Origin of the sequence: Pararhizobium sp. LjRoot235 (assembly GCF_964254145.1) — a bacterium.
Taxonomy (GTDB): Bacteria; Pseudomonadota; Alphaproteobacteria; order Rhizobiales; family Rhizobiaceae; genus Pararhizobium.
Genome location: NZ_CAXUSP020000001.1, coordinates 353,823 through 366,544 on the forward strand (window position 1 = coordinate 353,823; position 12,722 = coordinate 366,544).

Consider the following 12,722-nt stretch of genomic DNA (forward strand, 5'->3'; position numbering starts at 1 on the left):
AAATTTGATTGCTCGGAGGCGAAGCCCCATCCCAAACAAAAAACCGCAGCCTGGCTTCCCAAGCTGCGGATGATTTCCTTCCGAAACGGCACCGTTATCAGTCGCCGTCGATTTCCGCGCCGATGATGGCGATCGCCTGCTGGTAGACGCTGGCGGCGTTCCAGCCCTGGATCGCGCCGAAATTGCCCTCGCCCGGCTGATAGCCGCCGCCGGCGTTCCAGCCGTGGCCGCGCAGGAAGTTGGCGGTCGAGAAAAGCGCGTCCGCCTTGGAGCGAACCATGTCGATGTGGCCGTTGCCGTCGCCATCGACACCGAACGTCAGCACGTTGGCCGGCAGGAATTGCGTCTGGCCGATTTCGCCGTGGGCGGCGCCATGCGCGTCCGGGCTCAGGTCGCCGCGCTGCACGAGATTAAGCGCCGCATAAAGCTGGTCAGTGAAATAGTCGGAGCGCCGGCAGTCATAGGCGAGGGTCGAGACGGCCGACAGGGTGTGTTCCTTGCCCATGAAGCCGCCGAAGCCGGTTTCCATGCCCCAGATGGCGATGATTGGGCCGGCCGGCACGCCGTAGCGGCTTTCGATCGCGTTGAAGAGGGCAGCGTTCTGCGCCTTCATCTTCTTGCCGCGCGAAATGATCGCCTGGCCGCCGCGTTTCTGCATGAACTGGTCGAGCGACAGCTTGAAGCTCTTCTGGCCGCGGTCGGCGCGGATCGTCGCCTTGTTGTAGTTGACGTTGGCAAAAGCCTTGTTGAGTACGGACTGGCTGATGCCCTGGCTTGCAGCCTCGCCCTTGAAATCCTCCACCCAGGTCTCGAAGCCGCCTGCATTGTTGCCGCATTGCGCTGCCGCTGCGGTGGCGGGCAGAATTGACGCCACCATGATTGCCGTGAAACCTGCCAGTACGCGCCTTGCCTTGTGCATGTAAAAACCCCGTGAGCGCCCGAATTCAAATTTGATGTCCGCAAAATGCCCGTCTTTGCGGGGCCTGTCATGATTCTGGCGCAGTATGGAGAGGGCCGTGTTTCACGTGAATCCTCCCACAAATGAGCACAATATCGCGGCAGACTGTCGTTACGAAAGAAGCCCCGCATCCCTCTAACGGATCATGCGGGGCTTTTATTGGTTAAAACCTTATATTTCCTGATCAGGCAGCCTGCTTCTTCGCCTTGATCAGGCCGCGATTGACGAGAAGCTCGGCGATCTGGATGGCGTTGAGGGCTGCACCCTTGCGCAGGTTGTCGGAAACCACCCAGATGTTGAGGCCGTTCTCGACGGTCGCGTCTTCACGGATGCGCGAGATATAGGTTGCGTCTTCACCGGCCGATTCGTAAGGCGTGATGTAGCCGCCGTTCTCGTGCTTGTCGATGACGAGGCAACCCGGGGCTTCACGCAGGATGTCGCGGGCCTGGTCGGCGCTGATCTCGTTCTCGAATTCGATGTTGACCGATTCCGAGTGGCCGATGAAGACCGGAACGCGCACGGCCGTGCAGGTCACCTTGATCTTCGGGTCGAGCATCTTCTTGGTCTCGGCCAGAACCTTCCATTCTTCCTTCGTGTAGCCGTCTTCCATGAACACGTCGATGTGCGGGATGACGTTGAAGGCGATGCGCTTGGTGAACTTCTTGCTCTCGACCGGATCGGCGACGAAGACGGCGCGGGTCTGGTTGAACAGTTCGTCCATGCCCTCCTTGCCGGCGCCGGATACCGACTGGTAGGTCGAGACCACAACACGCTTGATCTTGGCGAAATCATGCAGCGGCTTCAGCGCGACGACGAGCTGGGCGGTCGAGCAATTCGGGTTGGCGATGATGTTGCGCTTGGAAAACTGGGTGATAGCGTCCGGGTTTACTTCCGGAACGATCAGCGGCACGTCCTGGTCATAGCGCCAGGCGGACGAGTTGTCGATGACGACGCAGCCCTGCGCACCGATCTTCGGCGACCACTTCAGCGACACGGCGCCGCCGGCCGACATCAGGCAAATGTCGGTGTCGGAGAAATCGTAGTTCTCGAGGTTCTTCACCTTCAGCGTCTTGTCGCCGAAGGAGACTTCCGTGCCTTGGCTGCGGGCCGAAGCGAGCGCCACGACTTCGTCGACCGGGAAGCCGCGTTCGGAAAGGATGTTCAGCATTTCGCGGCCGACACTTCCAGTCGCACCTGCTACGGCAATCTTGAAACCCATTGTCTTTGCTCTCTTTCTCATTCTCTCCGCAGGCTTTGGGGAGAAACCCGCCGGCCAGTGGCGCGGGCTTCGGGTCCCCGGCCAAACCGGGGAGAGCGCGGGTGGGCCAGAGACGTCAGACGGTTTTCGTCGTTGTTTTGGCCGTTGATTTGGAAAAAATAGTGAAGGAGCGAACCCGCCCGGCAACGAATGCCGGGGCGATCAGCGCAGCGATGGAAGTCCCAAAACGGTGCATGGCGCGGTCCCTTTTCCGCTGTTGCTCATACTGGCTTTTGTCGCGGAGTCAACAGAAAGCTGAAAGTTCCGCGCATTCCCGCCCGCCCGCGCCATGCCGTCTCATTCGACTAAAGTCATAATCCCAAAGCATCTCTGCCGCCTTCAGGCCTTTTCTGCCATTTTGTCGCCATGGCGCACTTCGCTTCGGATCAGGGAGGATTTGGAGCAAATCAGGTGCGTACAAGCCGTTGTTGAAGTGGAGGACAACCGAAATGGCAGATATTGTAGCAGTGGGCAGAGCCAAGGCCGCCCCCATGACAGGCGAGCAGAAGAAGGTGATTTTCGCCTCTTCGCTCGGCACGATCTTCGAGTGGTACGATTTCTATCTCTACGGTTCGCTGGCCGTCTATATTGGCGCCACCTTCTTCTCGCAGTATCCTGAAACCACCCGCAACATCTTCGCGCTGCTCGCCTTTGCGGCTGGCTTCCTAGTGCGCCCGTTCGGTGCGCTGGTGTTCGGCCGACTCGGCGATCTCGTCGGCCGCAAATATACCTTCCTTATCACCATCCTGATCATGGGTCTGTCGACCTTTCTTGTCGGCATCCTGCCTGGGGCAGCCTCGATCGGCATCGCCGCTCCGATCCTGCTGATTGCGTTGCGCATGCTGCAGGGCCTGGCGCTCGGCGGTGAATATGGCGGTGCTGCGACCTATGTTGCGGAACACGCGCCGCACGGCAAGCGCGGCTATTTCACCTCCTGGATTCAGACGACGGCGACGCTCGGCCTGTTCCTGTCGCTGGTGATCATCATTGCCGTGCGGATGATTGTTGGCAAGGAGGCCTTCGCAGCCTGGGGCTGGCGCATTCCGTTCCTGCTCTCCTGCATCCTGCTCGGCGTCTCCGTATGGATCCGTCTGAAGATGAACGAATCGCCAGCCTTCAAGAAGATGAAGGAAGAGGGCAAGGGCTCCAAGGCGCCGCTGACCGAAGCCTTCGGCCAGTGGAGAAACGCCAAGATTGCGCTTCTCGCTTTGTTCGGCGCTGTCGTCGGCCAAGCCGTCGTCTGGTATTCCGGCCAGTTCTATGCCCTGTTCTTCCTGCAGAACATCCTGAAGGTCGATGGCCAGTCGGCCAACCTGATGGTTGCCGCATCGTTGCTCCTCGGCACCGGCTTCTTCGTCTTCTTCGGCTGGCTGTCGGACAAGATCGGCCGCAAGCCGATCATCATGGCCGGCCTGCTGCTCGCCATGGTCACATATTTCCCGCTGTTCCAGGCGCTGACCTGGGCTGGCAATCCGGCGTTGGCCGAAGCACAGCAGAGCATCCGCGCGACCGTCACCGCCGCCCCGGGCGACTGCAAGTTCCAGTTCAATCCGACCGGCACGGCGAAGTTCACGACATCCTGCGATATCGCGACAGCGTTCCTGACCCGCAACTCCGTGCCCTATGATGTCGTTGCCGGTCCGGCAGGCTCGGCCGCAACGGTCAAGATCGGCGACATGACGATCAACAGTTATGACGCGATCGCCGCGGGCGACAAGGCCAAGGCCACAGGTGCTGCTTTCGAAAAGCAGATCAACATGGCGCTGCAGGCGAGCGGCTATCCGCTGGTTCGTGCCGCCGCCAAGGTTCCGGAAAGCAAGCTTGATGGCTTTGTCGCCGCCAATCCGGAACTGGCGCTCGATGCCGCAGCCGTTCGCGGCGGCGAGAAGGCAACGATGACGGCCGAGCAGCTGGTCGCGGCCAAGCTCCTGACGGCGGAAGAAGCCGCCGGCGTCAACGAAATGCCGGTCTATACCGTCGCCAAGGGCGGCACCTTCGCCATGGTCGCCGATCCGGTCCGGGTCAACTGGGTCGTCATCATCGCGGTTCTGACCGTATTGGTCATCTACGTGACGATGGTCTACGGGCCGATCGCAGCGCTTCTGGTCGAACTCTTCCCGACCCGCATCCGCTATACCGGCATGTCCCTGCCCTACCATATCGGCAACGGCTGGTTCGGTGGTCTCCTGCCGGCAACGGCCTTTGCGATGAGCGCGGCCCAGGGCGATATCTACTACGGTCTCTGGTACCCGATCGTGTTTGCCGGCATCACGCTGGTGATCGGCATGCTCTTCCTGCCCGAAACGAAGGATCGCGACATCCACACGATGAACTGATCCGCATTTCTCCCCGCCAAACTGGGCCCGGCACATCCCCTGTGCCGGGTTTTTTTCATTTCATATCAGCCCTTTGCCGGCGTATCGAAGATGTTCTTCGGCCTCGGCCAGCCCGCCTCATCCAACCGGAATAGCCAGTTCTGCCCAGCGAAGAGGAAGGCGGCCATCAGTGCTGTCCAGAGCCCCGTCAGCAATCCGGCTGCCACGTCGCTCGGATAATGGGCGCCGACAACGACACGGGTGACGCCGATCGTCAGTGCCCCGAGAGCGAAGAAGATACGCAGGCGAGGTGCCAGCATGGCAAAGGCGCCGAAGAACGAGCCGACGGCGGCGCCATGGCCCGATGGGAAGCTCTCGAACAGCCATTCATTGGCAAAAGGCGTCAGGCTATGGGCGCCATACTCCAGGAAAAGCTCCGGCCGCGCCCGCCCGACGATAAATTTCAACAGATGCACCAGCGCACTGGCGCTGCCGATCGTGACGAGGAAATAGAGCGCCAGCCGCCACGCGGTCTTCGTCTTCGAGGAGAAGCCCTCACTGCGCGAGACCCGGTGCAGGATATAGGCGGCGATCACGATCGATCCGGATCCGTAGATCATCCAGGCGAACGTACCGAAATCGGTAATACGCTCGTTGAAGGCGACGATCGCGGGCGGCAAGGCTTGCGCGCGCTGGGAGAGGAGACCATCGAAAGGAATCAGCGCGGCGACCAGAACGATCGTTGCCAGCAAAAGCCAGAGGGATGAGGAAAGTGCCCGATTCATGAGCTCTCTTTTTCCGATAAACCGTCTTTACATGGCGCTCTCCTCCTATCCGTCATCCTCGCCCTTGTGGCGGGGATCCAGCGGCGGCGCGTCTGCGCCGCAAAGACTCTTTCACGCGACAGACGTCACGTGGCTGGATTCCTGTGACAAGCACAGGAATGACGGAGGCGGAATCTGCCACAGAAGGAAGGTGTGGGCTTCAACAGGAGAATCAAGCCCATCAGACAAAACGGTACCCGAACCCATTGCTCGGATGCCGTCAAATCAACCAGCTCGCCCCAAACTCAGGCCGAAAGCGCCTTGAACTCCGCTAAAATCGCATCGCCCATCTCGGCGGTGCCGACCTTACGGGCGCCGTCGGCCATGATGTCGCCGGTGCGGATGCCCTTGTCGAGTACGTTGGCGATCGCCTTCTCCAGATTGTCGGCTTCCTTCACGAGATTGAAGGAGTACCGCAGGCACATGGCAAGCGAGGCGATCATGGCGATCGGGTTGGCGATGCCCTTGCCGGCAATGTCCGGCGCCGAGCCGTGTACCGGTTCGTAGAGCGCCTTGCGCTTGCCGGTCTTGGCATCCGGGGCGCCGAGCGAGGCCGACGGCAGCATGCCGAGGGATCCGGTGAGCATAGCAGCGACATCCGACAGCATGTCGCCGAACAAGTTGTCGGTCACAATGACGTCAAACTGCTTTGGCGCACGCACCAGCTGCATGCCGCCGGCATCGGCCAGCATATGCTCCAGCTGCACGTCGGAATATTTCGCCTTGTGCGTCGCCGTCACCACCTGGTTCCAGAGCACGCCGGACTTCATGACGTTGCGCTTTTCCATCGAGCAGACGCGGTTTTTGCGTGTCCGTGCCAGCTCGAAGGCGACGCCGGCGATGCGCTCGATCTCGTAGGTATCATAAACTTGCGTGTCGATGCCGCGCTTCTGGCCATTGCCGAGATCGATGATTTCCTTCGGCTCGCCGAAATAGACACCGCCGGTCAGCTCGCGCACGATCAGGATATCAAGGCCCTCGACCAGCTCGGCCTTCAGCGAGGAAGCGTTGGCCAGCGCCGGGTAGCAGATCGCCGGGCGCAGGTTGGCAAACAGCTCCATGTCCTTGCGCAGGCGCAAGAGGCCGGCTTCCGGCCGCACTTCGTAAGGCACCTCATCCCATTTCGGGCCGCCGACGGCGCCAAACAGAACGGCGTCCGCGGCAAAAGCCTTTGCCATATCCGCATCGGAAATCGCCGCACCATGGGCGTCGTAGGCGCAGCCGCCGACAAGGCCTTCGTCCGTGGTGAAGCCGGCCGCCATCTCGGCGTTCATGTAGGCGATGATTTTGCGGACTTCCGCCATGGCTTCCGGGCCGATGCCGTCGCCGGGCAGAAGGAAAAGATTGCGCACTGTCATGGGGCATTCCTTTTAAGTCGAAGGGTGGGCTTGTCAGATGTTGGCGCGTTCTTAACGCAACTTCCGTTCAAGGAAAATGCGGTTCAGGAAAGAATTGTTCGCGCAGTTTCAGTTCCTGCCGGAACAGGCGCTGCTGCCGGAGCGTGGGATTCTTCCATTCGCCGCCGCATGCCGGTTCAACCATCGAAAAGACCGATGCGCAAACTTATCCGACCCTTACCGCAGCCATGCGGTTAATTCTCGAGATGCTTTTCTTTGCCGGAAAATCGAAATCCGGAAATTAGAAAACCCTGTTCCATCCGGAACAGCGTGGGCGCTGGGGGCGTGGAATAGTCGGGTCACTGGATGAGGGAGGCTCATCCACACAAGATCTCAAGGAGAGACCGCATGCGCAAGTTCGTTTTGACCGCCGCCATGGCAGCCGTCACCGCCGTTTCCTTCGCCGCCCCGTCGCAGGCCGGCTACTACAGCGATGATTGCCAGCCCTATTGCTTCATCAAGAAGGTCAAGGCCTACGATTACTACGGCAACCTCATCGTCAAGAAGATCCGCGTCTGCGAATAAGCCAAGCTATCTGGCTTCCTCCCTGAAAACCCGGCTGTCCCTGCGGCCGGGTTTTCGGCTGTTCTCCCCATCATCCGGCGCCACCTTCTCCCTGCTGGGGAAGGTGGCCACCAGCGTTCAGCCTGCCCCCCGGTGTCCCCGACGCATCCGCTTCTCAAGCCGCCGCAACCCCAGCGACAAACCGATCGTCAGGATAAGATAAATATAGGCGACGATCGAATAGGTTTCGAAGAAGCGGAACGAACCGGACGCGTAGATCTTGCCCATCTGGGTGATATCGGCGACGCCGAGCACGGAAACGAGGGAACTATCCTTCACCATTGCCACGAAATCATTGCCGAGTGGCGGCAGGATGACGCGGATCGCCTGCGGGAAGACGACCAGCCGGAAGCGATGATAGCGCGAAAGGCCCAGGGCCTTCGCCGCCTCGATCTGCCCCTTGTCGACCGAGAGGATACCGGCGCGAAACACCTCGGCGATGAAGGCCGAATAGCCAATGGTGAGCGCCATGATCGCCCGCCACATCAGCGAGACGTCACGCACCAAAAGCGGCTTGGCATAGCCGGTCTCCACCAGCGGGCTGAGAACCGTGTTGACCAGCGTCACCAGCGCCGGCGCGCCGACGAAGGCGATGTAGAACAGAAGAACAAGGATCGGTATGCCGCGGATGATCTCGGTATAGAACCGTGCGATCTGGCGCAACGCGGCGCGCTCCGACAGCGCCATCAGCGCAATGCCGAGCCCGAGCAATGTTGCAAAGAAAAAACCGAGCAGCGTCACCAGGATGGTGATGCCGATGCCGGCCGAAACGATGGTGAAAACCTGGGAATAGATTTCGTTGGAGACGATCACCACGGCGAGTGCCGCGGCGATAACGGCAAGGGCGACCAGCCACCAGGGATAGTCGCCCTTTTTTTGAGATGTGTCTTGCGGCTGCGCAGGCGTCATCGGCAAGCGATCATTCGCCCATCTTGTAGTCGACGAACCACTTCTGGTTCAGCTTTTCGAGTGTACCGTCGGCCTTCAGAGCAGCGATCGCAGCATTGACCGGGGCGACGAGATCCGAGCCTTTCTTGAAAATGAAGCCGAAATCCTCCGTGCCGAGCGGCCCGCCGATCACCTTCAGCGCACCGTTCGAGGAATCGACGTAGCCCTTGGCCGCGACACTGTCCGTCAGCACCGTATCGACATCGCCGGCCTTCAAGGCCTGCACCGTCGCGCCGAAGGTCTCGAACAGCTTGATCCGCGGGTTCTGCTCGTTGCCGTCGAGGATTTCATAAACCGCCGTGTAGAACGGCGAGGTCCCCGGTTGGGCGCCGACCAGACCATCCGTGAACGCGCCAAAAGTCTTGGCGTCGGTGAAGCGGCTCTCGTCGCCGCGCACCAGCATGAACTGCTGCGAGCGCATATAAGGATCGGAGAAATCAACCTGCGTCTTGCGCTCGTCCTTGATGGTGATGCCGGTCATGCCGATGTCGTACTGGCCGTCCGAGACCGCCTGGATCATCGCGTCCCAGGAGGTGTTCTGGATTTCCAGCTTGAAGTTCAGCCGCTTGGCGATCTCCTCCATCGCATCATATTCCCAGCCGATCGCCTTGCCCGACTTCGGATCGACGAATTGCAGCGGCGGATAGGCATTCTCGGTCACCACCACCACCGTGCGGCCTCCGAGGTCCGGCAGACCGGCGGCGGAAACGCTCAAAGGTGTGAGAATAAGGGCGGTCAGGCCGGCGAGAACGGTACGGCGGGAAAACATGCAAGGGCTCCTGAATTGTGGCGGACAAGACTGTCACGAAACCTCCGGCCGAGGCAAGGAGGGATCCTCCCTTACCGCGGTGTTTCGACGGCGAGCGCTGGTCCTATCGCCGATCGAGTGGTGACGTGCCGGGAACCTGGTACTCTTTTCAACACCATGGGTGGAAAAACTGCCGTCTTTTCTTGCCGTACCGCAGCCTCTAGCGTCCTTTCAAGCGGCGGCACAAGTCTACTTGCCGCTCATCGTCAGGCTTTGTGCCGGAACAAAAGGAAAGACAATGAGGACAGCTGTAATATCCGCCATTCTTGCCCTGTCGCTGGTTGGCGCGGCGCTTTCGGCGCCTAAAGCGCAAGCACAGGAGGCCGTGGTGGAGGCCGCAGACGCTGAAGCGCTCTTCACCAGCCCCGACGCGAGGCTCCATGCCAACAAGCAGGTGGTCTACGGCATCATCCGCGGTCGCCTATTTCACTCAGGTCCTGAAACTCCAACCTTCGCCCATCCCCGAGAAGATCGAGACCCCGGTCGCCTTCGTGACGGCCGAAGGGGACCTCGTCACTGTCGGCTATGTACGCGAAATCAAGGATGAGAAAGATCCGGCCAAGACCTACACCACTACCTGGTTCGACACATGGCGGATCAAGGACGGCAAGGCCGACGAGCATTGGGACCCTGCTACCCGGCCCTGATGGTCTACTGCATAATTCCTTAAATCGGAATCGATTTAAGGGTAAAATTATGCAGCAGTTCAAAGTGCTACAGCGTCCTTTGCGCGTCAGCATTGACGCGCTGCGCTGTAGACGGCCTTCCTCGCCCCGGCCGAAAACGACAGCGGCATCCGCGGCAGGCCCGGCCCGAGCTCGAACTGGTCCTCGCCGGTCTCGACCATGCCGGGATAATGCTGCCAGGTCAGGATCTCGTGCTCGTTGAGGAAAATCCAGCGCCATCGCGGCTTTCAAAAGCGCAATTGAGGATGTTGCCCAAGGGATGGAACCACTCATACATGCGCTTGTGCGTCAGCGGACGCTCGTCGCCGGTATAGGTATGGGTTTCCTCGAACAAGAGTGGCGCATCGTGCGGCGTGCGCCAGCCATGGGTTAGCGAAAGCCTGCCGCTGACGGCCTCATGCTGGAACATCTGCGGATGCCCGTCGAGCAGGTAGAGCCGTCCGCCGGGCCTGAGCAGACTTGAAACAGCCTTGGCCCACCGGAAGATGTCCGGCAGCCAGTGGATCGCACCCCAGGTGACGAAGACCATGTCGTAGGTCCGATTAGCCAGAGCAGTGATCACGCTGATCAAGCAGGTTAACTTTAAGTGGGGGCGTTCCGTTGTTCGGAAATTCGTAACGATTCCCGTCGTACTAGTAGTATGACGTACCACAAAGATGGGCCTGGGGACCTCCCAGTGAGGTCAAAGGACGTCTGGGCGGGCAGTTATTGGGCGTGCGAGGGTTCGAGTCTGAGCCCTGACGGATGCCCGAGAGCTGCCGCCGCGTCGTAGACGGATGCCTCGACGAATGTCGCTTCGGTTCCGGCCCTTGCGGCAAATTCGTGTGCTGCGGCAATGGCGGCGGGGGAAAAATCGAGCCCGGTCACGCTTGCCGCGCCGAGATGCTTCAGGCTCAGCGTGTCGAGCCCGATATAGCATTGCAGGTGGACGATGTCCTTGGCGGTGACGTCGCCGATCTCGCTCGCCTCCAGCGCATGCAGCGACGAGCCACCGGCAAGAACCTTGGCGATCCGGTAGCCGCCGGTGGTGTCGGTCGCGTGCAGGGCCGCCCGGTCGTCCCAGTTCAGCCGGTTGGTTTCGATATAGTTGTTCATTGCCCCATCCCCCACAGAAAGGTGCCCCACAGAAAAGCGCGCCCAAAGAAAAAGGCGGCCCGAAGACCGCCTTGTCCAACAATCCCGATGGATTGAAACTTATTCTGCTGCGGTCTCTTCAGCAGCCCTTGCAGCGGCTGCTTCTTCAGCGGCCTTGGCTGCTGCAGCTTCTGCCGCTGCGGCTTCGGCTGCTGCCTTTTCGGCGGCCAGAGCCTGTGCTGCTGCAACCTTTTCAGCTTCCAGACGTGCCTTTTCGTCGGCAGCGGCCTGGCGCTCGGCGTCGTTCAGCTTGCGGGCGCGAACGCCGGTATCTTCAACGATACGGGCCGACTTGCCGCGACGATCGCGCAGGTAGTAGAGCTTGGCGCGGCGGACCTTACCGCGGCGAACGATCTCGACGCTTTCGACGAGCGGAGAATAGACTGGGAATACGCGCTCGACGCCTTCGCCGTAGGAGATCTTGCGAACCGTGAAGCTTTCATTGATGCCACCGCCGGAGCGGGCGATGCAAACGCCTTCATAGGCCTGGATACGGGTACGGGTACCTTCCGTCACGCGGACGTTGACGCGGAGGGTGTCGCCTGCGGAAAATTCCGGAAGCGTGCGCTTGGCTTCGATCTTGGCGGCCTGTTCGGCTTCCAGCTGCTGGATAATGTTCATTGGTCTAACCTTCTCAAGTTCTTCTGAAACAGCCAGAGCGCTCAATCATGCCTCTTGGACCAAGCCTCGGATGAGGGCCTCAAGGATTTGTTTCTCGGAGGGAGAAACAGGAGCGAATTCACCATTCTTTGTTTTCGGAGCTGCGGGATTTTTCCCGAACCGGTCGGGCGAATACACCAAAGGCCGGCATTTGTCATCCCCAGGGACAAAATTTCTTTGTGCTGCAAGCCTGCGGTTGGCAGTTTCCGCGACTTGCCGCTGGCTGAGCCTCGGGCTATGTCCGTTTGTACCGCCGGGAGAGCCTCATGTCCATCACCACTGCCTGCCTTCTGTTTATCGCCGGCTTCCTGTCGGGCGCCGTCAACGCGGTGGCCGGCGGCGGTACGTTCCTCACCTTCGGTGCCATGACGCTCGCCGGTCTGCCGCCGATCGTCGCCAATGCCACCTCCTCGATCGTCCAGTTTCCGGGCTACGTGACCTCGGCGCTCGCCTATCGCCGCGAAATCCGCAAGGATTTTCGTGAAGCGACAGTTCTAGGTATCATCTCGCTCATTGGTGGGCTGGCCGGAGCGCTGATCCTGCTCTCGCTGTCCAATCCGTCCTTCCGAGCGATGGTGCCCTGGCTGCTGATCGCCGCAACCGCGATCTTCGCGCTCGGCCCGCTGCTTCGGCCGAATCCGAGGGAAGGCGGCGCGCCGGTCGGGCCGCTCGGCATGGCCGGACAGTTCGTCACCGCCATCTATGGCGGCTTCTTCGGGGCTGGCATGGGCATCATGATGCTCGCCGTGCTCGGTCTGTCCACAGGCGGCGACTATCACCGCGTCAATGCGCTGAAAAACTTCCTCGCCATGGTGATCGCGGCCGTTGCCATCGTCGTCTTTACCGGCGGCAATGTCATCGGCTGGCTGCATGCCGCCTTCATGATTCCCGGCGGCGCGATTGGCGGCTATGCCGGCGTCTGGCTCGCCCGCCGCGTCCCACAGGCGCTGATCCGCGCCATCGTTATTGCGGTGGGGCTTTTGCTGGCGGCTTATTATTTTGTGACGGGGTGATGGGTGAAGGACAAGGGACGGGAGTGGATGGTAACTGGCACCGGCGGCCGCTGTTGGCCCATCGCAGACATTTCCCAGTTGGCAGACATACCGATTGGGTAACGACAGAATCGAGTCAATTCCAACACAAAATGGCGGCGATCTACATTAAGTAAAG

The 12,722-nt window shown here is 60.5% G+C and carries 13 protein-coding genes; 4 read left to right on the plus strand and 9 right to left on the minus strand.

Annotation, left to right across the window (positions count from 1 at the left end; all coding sequences use genetic code 11):
- Window positions 1-97: 97 nt before the first annotated feature.
- Complete coding sequence (locus tag ACSQ2Z_RS01695; protein WP_436079614.1) at window positions 98-919, minus strand: lytic murein transglycosylase; 822 nt, start codon at window positions 917-919, stop codon at window positions 98-100.
- A gap of 223 nt (window positions 920-1,142) precedes the next feature.
- Window positions 1,143-2,177, minus strand: coding sequence for an aspartate-semialdehyde dehydrogenase (locus ACSQ2Z_RS01700; RefSeq protein WP_436079615.1), 1,035 nt, complete (start codon window positions 2,175-2,177; stop codon window positions 1,143-1,145).
- Between the two features lie 488 nt (window positions 2,178-2,665).
- Between ACSQ2Z_RS01700 and ACSQ2Z_RS01705 the strand changes: the two genes are divergently transcribed.
- Window positions 2,666-4,552, plus strand: coding sequence for an MFS transporter (locus ACSQ2Z_RS01705; protein ID WP_436079616.1), 1,887 nt, complete (start codon window positions 2,666-2,668; stop codon window positions 4,550-4,552).
- 65 nt (window positions 4,553-4,617) lie between these two features.
- Here ACSQ2Z_RS01705 and ACSQ2Z_RS01710 read toward each other — a convergent pair whose 3' ends face one another.
- On the minus strand, window positions 4,618-5,316 hold the full coding sequence (locus ACSQ2Z_RS01710) for a phosphatase PAP2 family protein (RefSeq protein WP_436079617.1): 699 nt from the start codon (window positions 5,314-5,316) through the stop codon (window positions 4,618-4,620).
- A gap of 284 nt (window positions 5,317-5,600) precedes the next feature.
- The gene (gene leuB, locus ACSQ2Z_RS01715) at window positions 5,601-6,713 is read right to left on the minus strand and encodes a 3-isopropylmalate dehydrogenase (protein ID WP_436079618.1); all 1,113 of its coding nucleotides are present in this window, start codon (window positions 6,711-6,713) and stop codon (window positions 5,601-5,603) included.
- 387 nt (window positions 6,714-7,100) lie between these two features.
- Here leuB and ACSQ2Z_RS01720 point away from each other — a divergent pair, with 387 nt between their 5' ends.
- Window positions 7,101-7,277, plus strand: coding sequence for a hypothetical protein (locus tag ACSQ2Z_RS01720; protein WP_436079619.1), 177 nt, complete (start codon window positions 7,101-7,103; stop codon window positions 7,275-7,277).
- A gap of 117 nt (window positions 7,278-7,394) precedes the next feature.
- Here the strand turns inward: ACSQ2Z_RS01720 and ACSQ2Z_RS01725 are convergent, their stop codons facing one another.
- Window positions 7,395-8,225, minus strand: coding sequence for an amino acid ABC transporter permease (locus ACSQ2Z_RS01725; RefSeq protein WP_436079620.1), 831 nt, complete (start codon window positions 8,223-8,225; stop codon window positions 7,395-7,397).
- A 10-nt stretch (window positions 8,226-8,235) separates the two neighbouring features.
- Window positions 8,236-9,033, minus strand: a complete 798-nt coding sequence (locus ACSQ2Z_RS01730) for a basic amino acid ABC transporter substrate-binding protein (RefSeq protein ID WP_436079621.1) — start codon at window positions 9,031-9,033, stop codon at window positions 8,236-8,238.
- Between the two features lie 419 nt (window positions 9,034-9,452).
- Between ACSQ2Z_RS01730 and ACSQ2Z_RS01735 the strand changes: the two genes are divergently transcribed.
- Window positions 9,453-9,719 (plus strand): hypothetical protein, encoded by a 267-nt coding sequence (locus ACSQ2Z_RS01735; RefSeq protein ID WP_436079622.1) that lies wholly within the window; start codon window positions 9,453-9,455, stop codon window positions 9,717-9,719.
- 220 nt (window positions 9,720-9,939) lie between these two features.
- Here ACSQ2Z_RS01735 and ACSQ2Z_RS01740 read toward each other — a convergent pair whose 3' ends face one another.
- From ACSQ2Z_RS01740 to rplS, 3 genes are all read right to left on the minus strand, one after another.
- Window positions 9,940-10,329 carry a class I SAM-dependent methyltransferase gene (locus tag ACSQ2Z_RS01740; RefSeq protein ID WP_436079623.1) on the minus strand — a complete coding sequence of 130 codons (390 nt, stop codon included), beginning with the start codon at window positions 10,327-10,329 and terminating at the stop codon, window positions 9,940-9,942.
- Window positions 10,330-10,463: 134 nt separating this feature from the next.
- The gene (locus ACSQ2Z_RS01745; protein WP_436079624.1) at window positions 10,464-10,853 is read right to left on the minus strand and encodes a methyltransferase domain-containing protein; all 390 of its coding nucleotides are present in this window, start codon (window positions 10,851-10,853) and stop codon (window positions 10,464-10,466) included.
- 99 nt (window positions 10,854-10,952) lie between these two features.
- Window positions 10,953-11,513 carry a 50S ribosomal protein L19 gene (gene rplS / locus ACSQ2Z_RS01750; protein WP_436079625.1) on the minus strand — a complete coding sequence of 187 codons (561 nt, stop codon included), beginning with the start codon at window positions 11,511-11,513 and terminating at the stop codon, window positions 10,953-10,955.
- Between the two features lie 305 nt (window positions 11,514-11,818).
- Between rplS and ACSQ2Z_RS01755 the strand changes: the two genes are divergently transcribed.
- A complete protein-coding gene (locus ACSQ2Z_RS01755; protein WP_436079626.1) occupies window positions 11,819-12,565 on the plus strand; it encodes a sulfite exporter TauE/SafE family protein in 747 nt (248 codons plus the stop codon).
- Window positions 12,566-12,722: the final 157 nt, after the last annotated feature.